At 71.2% G+C, this 17,332-nt stretch carries 13 protein-coding genes; 4 read left to right on the top strand and 9 right to left on the bottom strand.

Going from position 1 to position 17,332, the window contains the following annotated elements; translation table 11 throughout:
• Positions 1-61 precede the first annotated feature (61 nt).
• The 4 genes from ABZW11_RS20895 to ABZW11_RS20880 all read right to left on the bottom strand — a co-directional run bounded on the left by ABZW11_RS20895 (position 62) and on the right by ABZW11_RS20880 (position 5,302).
• Positions 62-2,101 carry a M14 family zinc carboxypeptidase gene (locus ABZW11_RS20895; RefSeq protein ID WP_355419413.1) on the bottom strand — a complete coding sequence of 680 codons (2,040 nt, stop codon included), beginning with the start codon at positions 2,099-2,101 and terminating at the stop codon, positions 62-64.
• Positions 2,102-2,268: 167 nt separating this feature from the next.
• Positions 2,269-2,988 (bottom strand): aspartate/glutamate racemase family protein, encoded by a 720-nt coding sequence (locus tag ABZW11_RS20890; RefSeq protein WP_355419411.1) that lies wholly within the window; start codon positions 2,986-2,988, stop codon positions 2,269-2,271.
• Positions 2,985-3,869: a hypothetical protein gene (locus tag ABZW11_RS20885; protein WP_355419409.1), complete on the bottom strand. Its 885-nt coding sequence runs from the start codon at positions 3,867-3,869 to the stop codon at positions 2,985-2,987. The genes ABZW11_RS20890 and ABZW11_RS20885 overlap by 4 nt, the downstream gene beginning before the upstream one ends.
• Positions 3,866-5,302, bottom strand: coding sequence for an FGGY family carbohydrate kinase (locus ABZW11_RS20880; protein WP_355419407.1), 1,437 nt, complete (start codon positions 5,300-5,302; stop codon positions 3,866-3,868). Before ABZW11_RS20880 ends, ABZW11_RS20885 begins: the two co-directional genes overlap by 4 nt.
• 137 nt (positions 5,303-5,439) lie before the next feature.
• Here ABZW11_RS20880 and ABZW11_RS20875 point away from each other — a divergent pair, with 137 nt between their 5' ends.
• Positions 5,440-6,267, top strand: coding sequence for a DeoR/GlpR family DNA-binding transcription regulator (locus ABZW11_RS20875; protein ID WP_355419405.1), 828 nt, complete (start codon positions 5,440-5,442; stop codon positions 6,265-6,267).
• A 30-nt stretch (positions 6,268-6,297) separates the two neighbouring features.
• Here the strand turns inward: ABZW11_RS20875 and ABZW11_RS20870 are convergent, their stop codons facing one another.
• Positions 6,298-7,425 (bottom strand): hypothetical protein, encoded by a 1,128-nt coding sequence (locus ABZW11_RS20870; protein ID WP_355419403.1) that lies wholly within the window; start codon positions 7,423-7,425, stop codon positions 6,298-6,300.
• Positions 7,426-7,928: 503 nt separating this feature from the next.
• On the opposite strand from ABZW11_RS20870, the gene ABZW11_RS20865 reads away from it, so the two are divergent.
• The gene (locus ABZW11_RS20865; protein ID WP_355419401.1) at positions 7,929-10,247 is read left to right on the top strand and encodes a rhamnogalacturonan lyase; all 2,319 of its coding nucleotides are present in this window, start codon (positions 7,929-7,931) and stop codon (positions 10,245-10,247) included.
• Between the two features lie 526 nt (positions 10,248-10,773).
• On the opposite strand, the gene ABZW11_RS20860 is transcribed toward ABZW11_RS20865, so the two are convergent.
• The 3 genes from ABZW11_RS20860 to ABZW11_RS20850 all read right to left on the bottom strand — a co-directional run bounded on the left by ABZW11_RS20860 (position 10,774) and on the right by ABZW11_RS20850 (position 13,567).
• Positions 10,774-11,340 carry a hypothetical protein gene (locus ABZW11_RS20860; protein WP_355419399.1) on the bottom strand — a complete coding sequence of 189 codons (567 nt, stop codon included), beginning with the start codon at positions 11,338-11,340 and terminating at the stop codon, positions 10,774-10,776.
• Positions 11,341-11,600: 260 nt separating this feature from the next.
• Positions 11,601-12,260, bottom strand: a complete 660-nt coding sequence (locus ABZW11_RS20855) for a hypothetical protein (protein ID WP_355419397.1) — start codon at positions 12,258-12,260, stop codon at positions 11,601-11,603.
• A gap of 593 nt (positions 12,261-12,853) precedes the next feature.
• A complete protein-coding gene (locus tag ABZW11_RS20850) occupies positions 12,854-13,567 on the bottom strand; it encodes an ATP-binding cassette domain-containing protein (RefSeq protein ID WP_355419395.1) in 714 nt (237 codons plus the stop codon).
• A 569-nt stretch (positions 13,568-14,136) separates the two neighbouring features.
• Between ABZW11_RS20850 and ABZW11_RS20845 the strand changes: the two genes are divergently transcribed.
• Together ABZW11_RS20845 and ABZW11_RS20840 are read left to right on the top strand one after the other, a co-directional pair.
• Positions 14,137-15,294, top strand: coding sequence for a histidine kinase (locus ABZW11_RS20845; RefSeq protein WP_355419393.1), 1,158 nt, complete (start codon positions 14,137-14,139; stop codon positions 15,292-15,294).
• A gap of 21 nt (positions 15,295-15,315) precedes the next feature.
• The gene (locus tag ABZW11_RS20840) at positions 15,316-15,945 is read left to right on the top strand and encodes a response regulator transcription factor (RefSeq protein WP_355419391.1); all 630 of its coding nucleotides are present in this window, start codon (positions 15,316-15,318) and stop codon (positions 15,943-15,945) included.
• A gap of 317 nt (positions 15,946-16,262) precedes the next feature.
• On the opposite strand, the gene ABZW11_RS20835 is transcribed toward ABZW11_RS20840, so the two are convergent.
• Positions 16,263-17,279, bottom strand: a complete 1,017-nt coding sequence (locus ABZW11_RS20835; protein ID WP_355419389.1) for a LacI family DNA-binding transcriptional regulator — start codon at positions 17,277-17,279, stop codon at positions 16,263-16,265.
• Between the last annotated feature and the right edge of the window lie 53 nt (positions 17,280-17,332).

The following is a 17,332-nucleotide window of genomic DNA, read 5'->3' as shown; positions in this document are numbered from 1 at the left end:
TTGCGATGCGGGACGTTCATCCGAAAGGGCGGCCGGGCGCGGGCCCGGCCGCCGCGGTCCGTCAGTGTTCGCGGTAGTCGGCGGCGATGCCGACCAGGGAGATCAGGCCGGCGGCGAACTCCATCGCCTCCTTGTGGCCCTCGTCGAACGGCGGCTGGAAGCCCACGCCCTGCCACGTGCGGGTCTCGGCGTTCCAGAGGTCGGCGCCGACCTCGAAGTCCCAGCCGTAGATGCCGTGGTCGTACCAGAGCTCGTCGGCCGAGTTGCCGGCCGCCGAGTACAGCACGTCCGTCACGGGCCCGGTCTGCTGCGGCCAGATGACGGTGCCCCGCTCGGCGGCGATGGCCTCCAGGATCGTCTCGGACGAGCGCTCGAAGAACGCCTCCTCCTTCTTCGTCGGTCTCGGCAGGGTGACGCGGCCCTCGGCCTTGTACGCGCCGGGCGGCCACATGAAGTAGCCGCCGTAGCTGTGCACGTTCATGGCGAACTTGATGTTGCGGAAGCGCTGCGCCAGCCAGATGACGTTGCGGCTCTCGGGCTCGGAGTGCGCGGCCGGGCCCGCGTACGTGCCGCTCTGGCAGTTGGCGGAGGCGCCGAAGTAGCCGTCGTCGTGCGAGCCGACGGCGTAGTTGCGGTTGACGTCCACGCCCCACTGGTTGCGCAGCGCCGGGTCGGACTGCTGCGGCGGGCAGTGGTTGGTCATGTTCTTCCGCTGGGAGTTGAAGTCGTAGAAGCTGTAGTTCGCGCCGTCGGGGTTGACGGTCGGGACGATGAAGATGTCCGTACGCTCCAGCAGCCGCCTGGTGGCCTTGTCGCGCCCGTGGTTGCGCAGCAGCCGCTCCGCGGCCTCGATCGTGACCAGCGGCGTCACCCATTCGCGCGCGTGCTCCTGGGCGTAGGCGAGCACGCCGGTGCGCGAGCCGTCGCGGCGGGTGCCGATGCGCAGGGCCAGCACCTCGGCCGGCTTCCTGGAGACGTCGGCGGGAGCGTTCAGGAAGTCGTCGAGCTGGACGGGCTGCGCGGGTGACATGACGCCGGTCCCCGGGTCCGTACGGTAGAGCGCAGCCTTGAGCGGCAGCCCCGGCGTCGCGTTGATCGCGGCGACCACGTCGGCGGCGGTGCTGACGGGGTCGCCCGCCTCGCCGGTGCCCAGGCTGACCGTGACGAGCTTGCCGTCGAGCTTGACGCTCAGCGCGCTGCCCGGCGTGCCGGGATCGACGAGCTCGACGGACAGGTCGTTGCCGCCCTCCGAGCCGTAGGCGTTCGAGGTGATCACGACGGCGGCGCCCGGCGGGGTGCCGATGACGGCCTGGGCGTGGCGGCGGTAGCCGTTCGTCCGGTACGGCAGCGTGATCAGGTCGGTGAGCTTGGGGAACTGCCGGTGCAGCGCCTTGATGCGCTCGTTGAGCTGGGCCGGCGGCATGTACTGGGTGATGAAGTCCTTCTGGTAGCCGCGGTCGTGCTTGTCGGGGCGTTCGCCGTCGGGCCACTCCCGTACGTGCGCGTCGGCCCTGCCGCCGCCCGTCGAGGTGACGGTGATCCTCTGCGGCCGGTCGTCGGCCGGGACCGGGGTGCTGAACTGGTGCCCGAGGTACGCGCCCGCGTCCACGTACGCCACCATCTCGGCCCGCCCCGTCGTGCCGCGCTTGCCCCGCCACTCGACGGTGAGCGTGGCGGCCTGGGCGGCGCTGCTCGACGCCTCGACGGACAGGAAGTAGCCGTCGCGCGACTTGTACCAGAGTGCCCGCTCCACCACGATCTGGTCGCCCGAGGGCGGCTTCTCGCGGGCGTCCGCTCGTGTCCCGGCCGGCGCCTCGGACGCGAGCGCGGCGCCGAGCGCGCGGATTTCGGTCAGCTGGGTCGGGGTGACGACGGCGTCGACCTGGACGCTGCCGTCGGGCTGGGGACGTACGCGTTCTGTGAGGTCGGCGCCGGACGCCACCAGCCGCTCCATGACCGTCCGGTCCGGCACGGACAGCGTGACCAGCGACGCCGCTTCGGGATCCGCCGGTCCGGCGACCGCGGGAACGGATGGCGCCGCCCCCGGCAACGCCGTGGCGGCGATCAGCAGAGCGACTACGGACGCCCGTAAACCACGCATATGGACCCTCCTGGATCTTCCCGTATGGGGCTCATTGAAAGCCGACGAACCACATCAAGCAAGACCCAGGACGACCTCTTCCGGCGATCACGTGCGCGCGTCGCCTCAGTGAGGACGGCGTCTACCGGCGATCACGTACGCGCGTCGCCTCCATGAGGACGGCGGCTTCAGGCCGTCATGAGCGTGAGCTGAGCCACTCCCGAGCGCGGTGACGACAGCACCGGCACCGCGCCCGCCGGCGCGTCCCCGACGATGCGCGCCATGGACGCCTGCGCCAGCACCACCACGTCCACCTGCGCCGCGAGCCTGCCGAAGCCGTCGAGGACCAGCGCGTCGTGGCGGGCCGGGTCGCCGCCGCGCAGCGCCTCGAAGGCGCCCTCGCACAGGTACGGCACCACCTCCCGCGCCAGCCCCTGCCTGGCCGCCGCCCGCTCGACCACCCGCGTGGTGGGGCCCAGCGTGGACGCGAGGGTGGCCAGCACGCCGATCCTGGCGCCCGTACGCACCGCCTCCTCCGCCATCGGCTCGTCGATGCGCAGCACCGGCAGCTCGGCGTACGGGCGGGCCCGCTCGGCCGCCTCCCCGATGGACGAGCACGTCACCAGCAGCACGCCCGCGCCCGACTCCTTGGCGTAGGTGGCGTAGGCGATCAGCCGGCGCAGCACGTGCGGCGGCGGGTCGCCGGCCGCGATGGTGTCCTGCAGCAGGCTCTCGTCCACGAAGTTCAGCACCTTGGCATCGGGACGCGCCTCCTTGGCAAGCTCGGTGAGCGAGGCGGCGAGCGCGGGCACGGTGTGCAACATCGCGACGGTCTCCCGAGCGCCGTCCCGGCGGTCCTGCCCGGCCGCCGCGCCTTGAGCACCTTCCCGGCGCGTCTCGCCGGTCATCGGGCGGTCCAGGGGCGGGCGTGCTCGTCCACGATCGCGGCCAGGCGCCGCACCCTCGGCACCGACGTGGCGCGCAGTTCGGCCGCGAGGTCCGCCGTACCGACCAGGTCGCTCCAGACGGCCCGCCCGGCCAGCATGCCGGACGCGCCCGCGCGGCAGGCGGCGCGTACGGCGGCGGGGAAGTCGTCCCGCTCGACGCCCTGCGACAGCACCACCCACGGCACGGGGATCACCTCGTCCAGCGCCGCGCACTCCTCGACCAGCCGCTCCTCGGGCGCGGCGCCGCCGAGCGGGACCTGCGCCTTGTAGAGGTCGGGCCGCAGCCCGGCCAGCTCACGGGCCGCCTTCCTGATCGCGGCGGGCCCGTCGAACCCGGCGGCGTCCCCGGCCGGCTTCGCCACACCCTCCAGCACGGACAGCAATCCGGCCGCGGCGCACCTCCTGACGAACTCGGCCGCCGTCTCCAGCCGCCGGCCCCGCTCCTCGTCGTCCCGCCAGATGAGCAGCAGCTTGGCGGCCACCGCCCCCGCCTTGCGGGCCGCCTCGAGATCGATCCGGTCGTCGATGCCGGTGTCCTCGACCGGGCCGTCCGGGTCCTGCTGGAGGCTGTCCACCGCCACGATCAGCCCGCCGGGCACCGCGCCCTCCGCGGCCACCTGCTCGAACCCGTAGTCCTGGTCGATGAGGAACCCCGAGGCGTACGGGCCGACCTCCCGCGCCACGGTCAGCTTGAACTTCCGCAGCGTGTCGTCGCCGGCCCGCTCCCCCGTCGCGGCCGTGAACATCTGCCTGAGGCTCTCCCGCTGGTCCATGGCGACCATGGCGAACCCGCCGGAGGGGCGGGCGAGCAGGTCGAGGGTGGGTCGGTCTGGGGTGGTCATGCATGCTCCCGTTCGGGTGATGGGTTTCCTGAATGCGCGGCTCGCGTCCGGAAGGTGTCGTATGCGGGGAGGTAGGCGGCGCGCAGGGCCGGATCCTCGGGGTGGCGTCCGAGCGGCAGCACGGGAACGTCGGCCGGCGAGCCACCGGCCCGGCCCGCGATGAGCGCGGCGCCCGCGCAGACCGCGTCGCCGGACCGGACGATCTCGACCGGCACCGGCGAGACGGCGGCCTTGATCCGCATCCACGCCGGGATCCTGACCTGCCCGCCGAAGACCGCCAGCCGTTCGGGAACGGCACCGGCCACGGCGGCCAGCTCGTCGAGCATCCAGCGCGCGTGCAGGCAGGTGCCCTCGACGACGGCGGCCAGCAGCTCGCCGGGCCCGTGGGCGGCGTCCAGCCCCGCCAGCACCGCCCGCCGCTCCCGGTCGGGCGCCGGAGCCACTCTCCCCCTCAGGTACGGCTCGACCACGATTCCGGTCGGCAGCCGCACCTCTTCGAGCAGCCCCGGCAGGTCGCCGTACCCCTTGCCGCCGACCAGGCGCAGCGCCCAGTCGAGCATCGCCCCGCTGGTGGGCAGTCCGCCGACGAGCACCGTGCGCGCGCCGTCCAGCGACGGGTCCGCCGTGACGCCCAGCGCGATCCCGGTACGCGGGTCGGGCGCCGTTTCCGCGGGCACCATGAGGGCCTCGGCGGTGCCGAGCGAGTCGGCCACGTCACCCGGCCGCCGCACGCCCGCCGCCCACGCTCCTACCGCGTGGTCGTGCCCGGCGATCACGACAGGCACCCCCCGCCGCACGCCGTTCACGTCCACGTTCAGCCCGCCGACCGGTTCGGTCGCGCCGGTCACGGGCGGCAGGCGGCCGGGATCGATGCCGGCGTGCGCGGTCAGGTGCGGGTCGTAGCGCCCGGTCCGTACGTCGTAGGCGAGCGTGCGCGCCGCCAGGGTCGCGGTCGAGCGCAGGACGCCGGTCAGCGCGTACGCCACCGCCTCGGGCACCCCGGCCCACCAGCGCATCGCCTTGAGCAGCGCCGGCTCGTGGCGGCCCAGCCACATCCACTTGGCGAGCGGCGCCTTGGCGTCGGCCCAGCGGCCGGTGGCGGCATAGAGCGCGGCGTCGTCCGGCTTCAGCCCGGCGATCTCCTCGGCGCCGCGCGGGTCGTTCCACCAGATGAGCGGAGTGAGCGGCCGTCCTCGTACGTCGAGCGGCACCCCGGTCTCGGCCATGCCCGCGATCCCGATGGCTTCCGGCCCCCGCCCGGCCCGCTCCGCGCACTCCCCGAGCGCGTCCGTCACGGCCTTGACGAGGGCGGGCAGGTCGGAGGGCGTCCTGCGCCGGACGGTGGCCGCCTCGCCGCCCCATTCGTCGAAGAAGCCCACCTTGACGTGGGTGGTGCCCACATCGATCCCGGCCAGCAGCCCGTTCGGCGTCATGTTGTCACTATAAATCCATAAGTTGGCGGAAAAGTGCCAATTTATGGTGCATCATGGCCATAAGCCCAGCGTAGGAGCAACGGGCAGCACCGAAACGATCTACGCTACGTCCCAGCGATCGATGGAACGAGCAGGAGGTGAGAAGGCTGCGCTCCGAGCAGAACCCGGGCGACCCGCACGCCGGACACGAGCCCACCACCGCGCAGGAGGCGGGAGGTCTGCGTTACGGATCCGCGCCCGGCCGGCGGGCCGCCATCCTGCGCCGGGTCTCCCAGGACGGCTACGTCTCCGCCGCCACCCTGGTCGACCAGCTCGCGGTCTCCCCCAACACCATCCGCCGTGACCTGCGGAAACTCGCTCAGGACGGCCTGATCAGAGCGGTGCGCGGCGGAGCCACCCCGGCGGACGCCGGCGCCCTGCCGTTCTCCGACCGCTCGACGCAGGCCGCCGGCGCGAAGCACGTCATCGCCGCCGAGGCCGTACGCCTCATCGAGCCCGGCACCACGGTGGCGCTCGACTCGGGCACCACCACGCTGGAGATCGCCAAGCTTCTCCCCGCCGACGCCGGCCTCACGGTCGTCACCCACTCACTGCCGGTCATCGCCGCCCTCGCTCCCCGGCCGGACATCACCCTCATCGGCATCGGCGGCCAGTACAGCCGCGACACCCGCTCCTTCGGCGGCCCGGAAACCGTCGCGGCCCTGGAACACCTCGGCGTGCGCACCCTCTTCCTGGCCGCCACCGCTCTCGACGAGGCCGGCGTGTACGGCGCCACCCCCTACGAGGCCGAGACCAAACGCCGCCTGATCGCCATCGCCCGCGACACCGTCGTGGTGAGCGACGCCCGCAAGTTCGAGCTGAGCGCCCCGATCAGGGTCTGCACCTGGTCAGCCGTCACCCGCCTCATCACCGACGCCCTCCCCGAGCCGTTCACCCTCCCCACCCCCACGACCGTCACCCCGTGACTCCCGCACCCCCGGATCAGGCACTACTCCCTAGCCGTAGTACTCCTCGGCCTTCCCGTAGGCGTCTTTCCTGCGCTCCAAGAGCCGCATCCACGGGTCATCCCAGTTGCTGCGAGGCAAGCTCAGTTTGCTCTCGTGAATGTCCTGGACCCTCCACCTGAGTTCGCGGTGGTTCTGGTCGTTGACGAGCAGCCCGGGCAGGTTCTCCTCGATCCGCTTGGGCATCAGCTCGTAGACCTCCATGAACGCCTTGTTCGCCTGGGCGAGGAAGTCCCGGGCACGGCTGTCCGCCGTGCCGCCGAAGTCCCAGAGCTCGTCCCAGCCGCTGCGGTCGGGGTCGGCCATCGCCTCGAAGTTCTGGGCGCACCACGTGATGACCTGCAGGAAGCGGCTGCTGGCCCTGTTCATCGCGCCGGTGACGGCGGCCAGCGCCGTCACGCTGCCGTAGGTCTGCCGCAGCGCCCACTGCGCCTTGACGGCGGCTTCGCCATGCCACGGGCTGTCACGCAGGTCCTGCGCCCGTAGCCGCAGCGTGTGGGTCAGATCGACCAGGGACGCGGCCATCTGCGCGTAGCTTTGCGGGTCGCGGTGACCGCCGTTCATCACCAGGGTCTCGATGTCCCGCTTCGCCTGCTCAGCGGTCATGTGGTCGACCCCGTAGTCGATCGCTCTCGACAGTGTCAGCGGCACGATGCCGTTGGGGTAGATGTCGCTCGGCCCCCTCAGCCTGCGGTTCGCCAGGCCATCGACCCGCTCCTGCAGCTCCTCGATCGGCGCGTCGCCGAGCAGAGGATGGTCGGCGAGCTTGTAGTTGGCCGCGGCCCGCTCGATCAGCATCCCGGCCATGCCCGTCTCGGCGTACACATCGTTCCAGAAGCCTGCGATCGCTCTGTCAGCCTCGGCCATCATCCGGTGCAGCTCGCGCGGCAGATCCCAGCTCATCCTCGAAACGCCGATGTCGTCGGCGCTGCTGTGGTTGAACTCGCCTGCCGCGGCGGCCAACGCGACGAGCTTGCCCCCCACGGATCTCACGGGGCCGCGAGAGATCTCGAATCCCTCCGGACGGTCCAGATCGAGCCCCGGCCAGGAGTTGGGGATGGTCGGCTCCATCTCCCACGCGGACCACTGGTCGGCAGGCGTCGGCTCAGGCTCGCGCATTGAGGCTCCGATCAACACATGTGGGGTTGCCATACCCTACGAAGATCGTCATCATCTCCGCAACCGCTGACCTGTTGGCGAGGACCGCCGAAGCCCGCCGATGCCGCGCTCAGCGGCTGAGCGGGCGCGGCGGCAGGAACAGGGCCACCTGGAGGGGGGCCTGGCCACCCCGGCAGGACCACCTTGGCAGGGCCGCTCGGAACAGGGCCACCCGAAGTGGGGTCTGGCCACCCCCGGCAGGACCACCCCCGCAGGGCCGCTCGGAACAGGGCCACCCGCGGCAGGACCACCCGGGCAGGGCCGCTCGGATCGCGTCCATGACGGCGCGGCGCTGAGCGGCTTCCTCCGTTCCCTCGCTGAACGCTTTCAAGGCCGTTCGCCGCCCCCACCTGCACTCCCCCACGTCCGACGCCACCTGGCGAAACGAACCCTTGACAAACCTCGCAACCCCACATAATCTCCAGCCCAAAATTTAATCGATTCAACGAGCGGAGCTCGTCACGATGAGACCCCCCAGCAGCATCCGCCGCACCCTGGCCGCAGGCTTAGCCGCCCTGCTGTGCCTCCCCCTCACCGCCGCCCCCGCGCAAGCCGCCACGGCGGCAGGCGGCAAGCACCGTCCGAGCCCGCGTCTGGAGCATCTCGATCGCGGGCTGGTGGCGGCCTCCACCAGCGAGGGCGTCTTCCTGAGCTGGCGACTGCTCGGCGACGAGGTCACCGGGCACGGCGCGAAGGGCATGACGGGCACCGACTTCCGCGTCTACCGCGACGGCCGCCCCATCGCCACGGTGACCGACAGCACCAACTACCGCGACCTCGCGGGCACGTCCCGCTCCACGTATCAGGTGGCGCCGATCGCCAAGGATCGCGAGGGACGGAAGAGCTCTGTGGCCGCGCCTTGGCTTAAAACGTTTTATGATCTTCGGCTCAGCAAGCCGGCCGACGGCGTGACCCCGGCGGGCGAGGCGTACACGTATGCGGCCAACGACCTGAGCGTGGGCGACGTGGACGGCGACGGCCAGTACGAGTACGTGGTCAAGTGGGACCCCTCGAACTCCAAGGACGTCTCGCAGCGCGGCTACACCGGCACCACGTACGTGGACACGTACGAGCTGGACGGCACCCTGCGCTGGCGCCTCGACCTCGGCGTGAACATCCGCTCGGGCGCCCACTACACGCAGTTCCTGGTGTACGACTTCGACGGCGACGGCCGTTCGGAGATGATGCTCAAGACCGCACCCGGCACGAAGATCCTTCGCTACAACGCCAAGGGCAAGGTCGTCTCCGAGCGCTACGTCACGATGCCGCGCGAGGACCGCCGCGCCGGTTACTCCGACACCGACGACTACCGCCTGAGCGCCGCCGGCTACTTCGACCATCTCACGGGGATGTTCGCGAAGTGGCACAAGCACCCCGAGGTCGTCGCCGGGCACTGGCCGAAGACGATCGAGGAGGCGCTGGGCATCGAGCCGAAGTACCGCTACCCGCTCTCCCAGGCCGACGCGGCCGAGCTGGCCACGTACTTCATCGACGTCTACGCGCCCGCCCGCAGCGGCAACAACCGGCTGCGCGAGTTCGCGGGCTACATCCTGACCGGCCCCGAGTACCTGTCGGTGTTCGACGGCGCGACCGGCCGCGAGCTGCAGACCGTCCGCTACAAGCCGGGACGCGGCGACGACGGCCTCCTGTGGGGCGACTACGCGATGGGCAGGATCGAGCCGGGCAACCGGGTGGACCGCTTCCTGTCGTCGGTCGCCTACCTCGACGGCAAGCGCCCGTCGGCGATCTTCGCACGCGGCTACTACACCCGCAGCGCACTGGTGGCCTACGACTGGGACGGCAGGCGGCTCAAGGAGCGCTGGTACGTCGACAGCGGCCACGCCCCGATGGCGAACCCGTTCAACGCCTCGCCGCACGGCGTCCCCGGCAGCAACCCGAAATATGCCGACCTGACCACGCAGGGCTTCCACTCCATGGGCGTGGCCGACGTGGACGGCGACGGCAGGCAGGAGATCGTGTACGGCTCCGCCACCATCGACGACGACGGCGACCTGCTGTACTCCTCCTTCGACGTCGCCCCGCCGCAGAGCAACGTGCCGGGGCAGAACGTCCGGCTCGGCCACGGCGACGCCATGCACGTGGGCGACTTCGACCCCGACCGGCCCGGCCTGGAGATCTGGACCGTGCACGAAGGCGGCGCGTGGGCCCCGTACGGCTGGGCGCTGCGCGACGCCGCCACCGGCGCGGTGATCCACGGCGGCTACAGCGGCATGGACACCGGCCGCGGCATGGCCGGCGACATCGACCCGGACGTCCGCGGCGTCGAGACCTGGTCCTCGATGCCGCCCAACCAGGCGATCGAGGCCGGCCTGTGGTCGGCGCGCGGCGACTACCTGGGCAGGAACGCGCCCGGCACGAACATGAGCATCCGCTGGGCCGCCGACATGACCACGCAGCTCGTCAACGGCACCGCCACCGACGTCCTGCAGACGCCGACCATCGACGACCACCGGCGCGGAACGCTGCTGACCGCCGAGGGCACGCTGACCAACAACTGGACGAAGGGCAACCCGGGCCTGGTGGCCGACGTCTTCGGCGACTGGCGCGAGGAGCTGCTGGTCCGTACGACCGACAGCACCGCGATCCGCATCTACCTGAGTACCGAGGTGACCGACAGGAAGCTGTACACGCTCATGCACGACCCGCAGTACCGCGTGGACGTGGCCAGGCAGCAGACCGGCTACAACCAGCCCGCCTACCCGAGCTTCTACTTCGGCTCGGACATCGACTGGTCCAAGGTCCCCGTACCGAACCAGCGATAACCACCCCGCCCCACACGAGACAGCCACCCGCCCGGGTCCGGGACAACCGCCCCGCCCGGACCCGGGACAACCGCCCGCCCGGACCTGAGATACCCGACCCCAGTTCCGGGCGCGCCACTCCGAGCCGTAACCCCGCGCCGGGGCTCCGGGCTCCGGGCTCCGGGCTCCGGGCTCCGGGCTCCGGGCTCCGGGCTCCGGGCTCCGGGCTCCGGGCTCCGGGCTCCGGGCTCCGATAACAGCAAAGCACCGGCCCTGCCTGGCGGTCGCCAAAACTTGCGGCCAGCGCATCGGGGCTTACGCTCCTAGCACGGGCGCTGCGGTGACGGTTTCGTCCCGACACCGAGGAACGGCGAAGAGGGCGCTCCCGCTGCGGGAGCGCCCTCTCCGAGGGGGTTCAGGGGGTGTGGGGGTTCTCCGGCCGAACCGCCAGGCCGTTCACCTGGCCGGTTCATCCGGCCGCTTCAACGGGGCCCCGCAACGGGGCGCCGTCCAGCTGGGGTCGGGGAACCACTCAGCTGGAGCCGCTTTACTTGGCAGGGACCTTGACGGACACCTGCTGGATGACCGGGTTCTGGTCCTTCTCGGACCAGGCGCCGGTGGAGAACGCCACGGGGTAGCTCTTCTTGCCGACCCCATCGCCCCACTTGGTGATGATGTAGTCGACCTTGATGTGGCCCTGACCCTTGACGCCGTCGACACCCAGCGTGCGGGAGTTGAACGTGCCGCCGGTGAGCTCGGCGAAGGTCTTGGCGTCGAGGTCGAGCATCACGCCACGGTTGGAGGGGTCGCCGGGGCCGCGGTCACCCACGAAGAAGGGCAGCTTCTTGCCCTGGTAGAGCACGTAGCCCTCGGTCATGAGGGGCCAGCTCGGGCTGGCGGCCAGGCCCTTCTGCATGGGCTTGCCCGCGGCGGGCAGGCCGGTGTCGCCGGCTCGGCCGGAGGCGTCGTCCCAGAAGTAGGACGCGGTCGTCGAGCCCTTCAGCACACCACGCTGCTCGACGTCGGTCTCGGCGTGAGCGGTGGTCGCGCCGACGGTCATGGCCGCGATGGCGGAGGCTGCGAGCATGGCGACGGAACGCAGGCGAGCAGACATAGGAAAATTCAGGTCCTTTGTTAGGGGACGGGAACTTTGCGCTCGTCAGGACGAACGTAGCCGGGCAGCACGCCATACAGACGCTACGTAGAGCGCGAGAATCCACGGGAACGGGATCCAGGGAAACCGGGGCAGGCCCCGCCTCTCTTGGTCAGGCGCGGGTCACTGCTCGGTAACGTCTACGACAGTACCCTCCTAAACCGGACATTGGCAAACATATCACCACGAAACCGGCATAGATCTACCTTGCCGGTAAAGCGTCAGGTCACATCCCGCTTCAGCACCCGCAGGGTGCCCACCGCGGCGGGGACGGCGATCCAGAGCGCCACCGACGCCGCCAGCCGGGCCAGACCGCCGGCCGTCACGTCGTCGCTCATCAGGACGTCGCTGGTGGAATTGAGGTCCAGCCACTGTGCCACGGCTTTACCTCCGGCGCCAAGTTGGGCGGCGAAGCTCCCCACCATGGGGCTGACCAGGTAGATCACGATGGCGGCCGGGGCGTTCAGCAGCAACAACCCGAGGGCGAGGCCCTCTGCGGTCAGCAGCACCATGGTGGCGATCCAGCCCACCAGCACGTGCGCCTCCAGCCCCCACGTCGCCTCAACGCCCTGCACGGACGCCACCACCGCCGTCGTCGGCACCGCGACCAGCACCGCCAGCAGGCACGCCAGCACGGCCGCCACCAGCACAGACAGGCACTTGGCCACCAGCACCCGCGCCCTCCTGGGCTCCAGGGTGAACGTGGTCAGCGCCGTACGGTGCTGCCATTCGCCGGTAATCGACAGGATGCCCAGCACAGGCAGCAGGACCCCGAACACCGTCCCCGCCGTCCCCGCCAGCATGAACAGATCGGCCGTCTCCGTCACGACCCCCCGCCCGACGACGAGCGCCACCGCCACGACGACGAGAACTCCGGTCATGATCAGGCTGGTACGGGTATCGAGCAACTTCCGCGCCTCAACCCGCAACAACCTCCCGAACGTGACGCGCTGCGGAAGCTGGATGGCGGTGTGGGTGGTCATGCCAAAGTCCAATCACTAAGGAAAGACGGGCGGTCGGTTCGGAATCGCTGACGGTGGTCGCTACGATTTCGGGCCGGATGTGCAGGGGCTGTTGCCGGCGGCCGGCGCAAGCGGCGGATGGTGGCACAGCAGCAGCAGAGCGGGCGTGGTGAGGGCAGGGCTCAGGCACGCTGGGTGCGGCAGGCGAGAAGACGGAGTCACGAGTGGTGGGCAGTCGGCAGTGCGGCGGTGAGTGGCGGGTGCTGAGTGCGGATCAGATAGAGGATTGAGGGTGAGTGGCGGTTCCCGAACGCGGGTCAGGCAGAGGTGCAGCGGCGGTGAGAGGTGCAGCGGCGGTGAGTCGCGAGTACCGAACGCGAGTCAGATAGAGGTGCGGCGGCGGTGAGTGGCGGATTCCCAACGCGCGTCAAACGCAGATGCGGCGGTGGATCGCGAGTTTCGAACGCGAGTCAGACAGGGGTGCAGCGGTGAGTGGTGGGTTGTGAGTGAGGTTAGGCAGGGGTGCGGGAGGTTGGGGAGGTGAGGTCGAGGAAGGTTTGTTCGAGGCTGCGGCCTTGGCTGAGCTCGGCGAGAGTGCCGTCGGCCAGGACGCGTCCTGCGCCGATCATCACGATGCGGTCGGCGACCTGCTCCACCTCGTACAGCAGGTGGGAGCTGAGCAGGACGGCGCAGCCGGAGGCGGCCAGGCCGCGCAGAAGCTCACGCATCCACTGGATGCCCTGGGGGTCGAGGCCGTTGGCGGGTTCGTCGAGGATCAGGGCTCTCGGGCGGCCGAGCAGTGCGTGGCCGATGCCGAGTCGTTGCCGCATGCCCAGGGAGTAGCCGCGTATCGGGCGTCCGGCCTCCTTGCCGGTCAATCCCACCAGGCCGAGCACTTCGTCGACGCGTGACCTGGGCAGGCCGAGCATGAGGGCGCCCAGGGTGAGCACCTCGCGGCCGGTGCGGCCCGGGTGCTGGGCGCCGGCGTCGAGGAGGGTGCCCACGTCGTAGCCGGGGCGGGCCAGCTCCGCGTAGGGCTTGCCGAGCACGGTGGCGCGGCCGGAGGTAGGTCTGGCCAGGCCGGCCAGGATGCGCATGGCCGTCGACTTGCCGGCGCCGTTGGGGCCGAGGAAGCCCGTGACGGAGCCGGGGTGGACGGTGAAGGACACGTCGTCGAGCGCCTTCACCCCGTTGTACGTCTTGGTGACGCGGTGGAGTTCGATCACGTGCCCCAGTTCATCGAAAACGCGGCCCGGCCTCATCGGACCAGGGTCGAGAGTCTCCGTCGCCGGGGATACAACCACCGGCCGGGTTATGGCCGAGGGTCTACACGGGGATCGACCCAGGGTGCTAATGCGCAGGCCAAGCGATGTTTAGGCTTGGTGCCGTGCACGACCACCCCGGCCCTCCGCACCAGCCCTCAGGCGACGCCCCATGGCCCCCGGCCCCTTCCCCCGGCGGTCGCCCGGTTTCACCGGCCCCCGCTCCGGACGAGCGGCACGGCGTGGCGGCCCCGTCCTCGGACGAACCGCGTCGCATCGCAGGTGCGGCCTCGGACGGACCGCGTCGTGCACCAGGTGCGGCCACGAACGAGCCGCACGACGCCCCGGGCTCGGCCTCGAACGAGCCGCACAACGCACCGGGTCCAGCCTCGAACGAGGCGCATGACGTCCCCGGTCCGGCATCGGATGAGCCGGGGCCGGGCTGGGAGCAGGCGCCAGGCGTGCCCGTCCCCCGGGACATGCCGCGCCCCCTCCCCCGCGGCCTGCCGGGTTCCTCTTCCGGTGAGCGGTCTGTGGAGTGGCTGGGGGTCGCGCTCTTCTATCTGTTCGCCTCGGCGCCGCTGCTGCTCCTCGTTCTGGTGCTCATCAGCGGCAGCGTCGGCCGGCCGGTGGCCGACGTGGGCGTGCTGCTGGCCGACATGACCGCGGGGGCGGTGGGCATCGCGTTGCTGCCGTTGCGGCGCCGGTGGCCGTGGCAGGTCGCGACGGTGCTGGCGGCGGCGTCGGCGTTCTCGTTCGCGGCGAACGGGCCGGCGATCGCGGCGTTCACCTCGCTCGCCACGCATCGCCGGTGGCGCCAGGTGGTGCCGGTGGGGGTGCTGTTCTGGGTGTGCGTGGCGATCTCCACCCGGTGGAAGGGCGACTGGCGGCTGACGGCGGTCTACGCGGTCGTCTCGGGCACGATCCTGGCCGGGCTGACCGTGTTCGGGCTCTACCTGCGGGGGCGGCGGGAGCTTGAGGCGGAGCGGCGGGCGGCGGAGCGGCGCGGGCAGGCGCAGCGGGTGGAGCAGGCGAAGCTGGCCGAGCGGCTGAAGATCGCGCAGGAGATGCACGACGTCCTGGCGCACCGCATCTCCCTGCTGGCGATGCTGGCGGGCGGACTGGCGTACCGGAAGGATCTGACGCCCGAGCAGACGCGGGAAACGGCGCTGGCCATCCAGGAGAACGCCCACCAGTCCTTGACCGAGCTGCGCGCCGTGCTCGGCACGCTGCGGCGCGGCGACCTCGCCGATCAGGACGGACCGGCCGGGCAGGGCGGCGCGACGGAGGGCGGGCCCGCGCCGCCGCAGCCGACGCTGGCGCATCTCGGCGCGCTCTTCGCGGAGGTACGCGGTGCAGGTCAGGAGGTCGAGGTGGACGACACCGTCACCGACAGGGAGCTGCTGCCGACGCAGACGGGGCGGCACGCGTACCGGATCGTGCAGGAGGCCCTGACCAACGCACGTAAGCACGCGCCCGGGAGCGTGGTGCGGGCCGAGATCGGCGGGCGGCCCGGTGACGGGCTGCGCATCCGGGTCAGCAACGCGGTGGTGCCCGGCAGGTCAGGGCCTGGCGGGCGGCTGGGGTTGGTAGGACTGGCCGAGCGGACGCGGATGGCCGGAGGAAGGATCACTCATGATGTACGCGACGGGCGCTTCGTCCTCGACGCGACGCTGCCGTGGGAGGCTTGAGCCGTGGTGAGAGTCGTGATCGTGGATGACGATCCCATGGTGCGTACGGGCCTGCGGCTCATCCTGGGCGGCGAGGCCGACCTCGACCTCGTGGGTGAGGCGGCCGACGGCAAGCAGGCCATGACGGTGATCCGCGACCTGCGGCCCGACGTCGTGCTGATGGACATCCGGATGCCTGAGCAGGATGGGCTGACCACGACCGAGCTGCTGCTGCGGCAGGCGTCGCCGCCCCGGATCCTGGTGCTGACCACGTTCGACGCCGACGACATGGTGCTGCGGGCGTTGCAGCTGGGCGCCAACGGGTTCCTGCTGAAGGACACGCCGCCGCCGAAGATGATCGAGGCGGTGCGTGCGGTGGCCAAGGGCGAGCCGGTGCTGTCGCCGACCGTGGCCCAGCAGGTGATCGCCGCCGCCACCGGCCGCTACGAGCCGCGCCGCCCCGACGCCGCCCGCGAGCTGGCCGAGCTGACCGATCGCGAGCGGGAGGTCGCCATCGAGGTGGCCAGGGGCAGCTCGAACGCGGAGATCGCCCGTGATCTGTCGGTGAGCGTGGCCACCGTCAAGGCCAACATCACCCGCATCTTCGCCAAGCTCGGCACCGACAACCGCGTTCACGTCGCCATGAAGGTCCGCGACGCCGGCCTCCTCTGACCGCATGCCGGTTTCTGGGGCAGGAGGGGCCCCGAAGATGATGAGGGCGTGCGAAGAATTGGGCCATGGAGGCGCGCGTGAGGCCTCGTGGGCGTGGCCGTACGGCGTGGGGTCCTGGAGGGGGGCGGGAGCACGGGCCGCGCGACGTTGCTTTGGCTGGTGGCAGCGCTATGTCGTCGCGGTCGGTGCTGGGGCGGTTTCGGGCAGGACGACGCCCCGCTGACGGGCGGACGAATCAGGCCGCAGCGGAGCCGGGGGACGGCTCAGGCCAATCAGAGCGCAGCGGAGCCGGGGGACGGCTCAGGCAAAGGGTCGGGTCAGGTTCGGGCGGTCTGGGGGGCGGTGCTGCGGCGGATGATCAGGTTCGTGGCCAGTTCGATGCGGGTGCCCGAGGGGCCTCTGGGGTGGGTGAGCTCCTCGTGGACGAGACGGACGGCCTCGTTCGCCATGTCGTCCAGCGGCTGACGGACGGTCGTGAGCGGCGGTGAGAGCATCTCGCACAGGGTCGAGTCGTCGAAGCCGACCACCGACAGGTCGTCGGGCACGCGCAGGCCGCGCTCGGTGGCGGCCTGGTAGACGCCGGCGGCCTGGAGGTCGTTGCCGGCGAAGACGGCGGTGGGCGGGTCGTCGCGGTCGAGCAGTTCGCCGCCGAGGCTCTTGCCGCCGTGGACCATGAAGTCGCCGTAGCGCGTGAGCGTGGGGTCGGGTTCGATGCCGAAGGTCCGGTGGGCGGCCAGATAGCCCTCGTACCGGTCGAGCGTGCACTGCGTGTCGAGCGGCCCGCCGATGAACCCGATCCTGGCGTGCCCGAGCTCCAGCAGGTGGGTGGTGGCCATGACGCCGCCCAGCCAGTTGGTGGCGCCGACGGTGGACAGGCGGGGGTCGCGCTGGCCGACGGGGTCGAGCAGGACGAGCGGCACGTGCAGCAGCTCTTCGATGGCGGCGATCTCGCGCTGGTCGGCCCGGGAGAGCACCAGCACGATGCCGTCGGTGTTGCGCTTGCGCACCATGCCGATCCAGCGGCGCAGGTCGAAGTCGGCGCGGTAGGAGGAGGTGACGACGAGGGAGAAGCCCCAGCGGGCGGCGGCCTGCTCGGCGCCGCTGATGAGCACCTGCGCCCATGGCGAACCGAGGCCGTCGATGAGCAGGTCGATGACGCCGACGCGGGGCTTGGTCGGCGGGCGCGGCGCCTCGTAGCCGGAGGCTCTGACCGCTTCGAGCACCTTGTCCCTGGTGGCTGCGGAGACGTGTTTCTTGCCGCTGAGCACTTTGGAGACCGTCGGTACGGACACTCCGGCGGCCGCGGCGACGTCGGCCAGCGTGGCTCGAGGCACAGGACCTCCCGTTTGCCATGGCACCGCCGTTGGGCGGCACCGGCGAAGTTACA

Origin of the sequence: Nonomuraea sp. NPDC004580 (genome assembly GCF_040609855.1) — a bacterium.
In the GTDB taxonomy this organism is placed as follows: Bacteria; Actinomycetota; Actinomycetes; order Streptosporangiales; family Streptosporangiaceae; genus Nonomuraea; species Nonomuraea salmonea.
The sequence above is the reverse complement of the archived record's forward strand: the minus strand, read 5'-3'. Positions and strand labels throughout refer to the sequence as shown.

Coding starts and splice junctions, on each gene's coding strand:
- ABZW11_RS20895 (WP_355419413.1), bottom strand. CDS start 2,101: ATGCGTGGTTTACGGGCGTCCGTAGTCGCTCTGCTGATCGCCGCCACG.
- ABZW11_RS20890 (WP_355419411.1), bottom strand. CDS start 2,988: ATGACCGGCGAGACGCGCCGGGAAGGTGCTCAAGGCGCGGCGGCCGGG.
- ABZW11_RS20885 (WP_355419409.1), bottom strand. CDS start 3,869: ATGACCACCCCAGACCGACCCACCCTCGACCTGCTCGCCCGCCCCTCC.
- ABZW11_RS20880 (WP_355419407.1), bottom strand. CDS start 5,302: ATGACGCCGAACGGGCTGCTGGCCGGGATCGATGTGGGCACCACCCAC.
- ABZW11_RS20870 (WP_355419403.1), bottom strand. CDS start 7,425: ATGCGCGAGCCTGAGCCGACGCCTGCCGACCAGTGGTCCGCGTGGGAG.
- ABZW11_RS20865 (WP_355419401.1), top strand. CDS start 7,929: ATGAGACCCCCCAGCAGCATCCGCCGCACCCTGGCCGCAGGCTTAGCC.
- ABZW11_RS20860 (WP_355419399.1), bottom strand. CDS start 11,340: ATGTCTGCTCGCCTGCGTTCCGTCGCCATGCTCGCAGCCTCCGCCATC.
- ABZW11_RS20855 (WP_355419397.1), bottom strand. CDS start 12,260: ATGACCGGAGTTCTCGTCGTCGTGGCGGTGGCGCTCGTCGTCGGGCGG.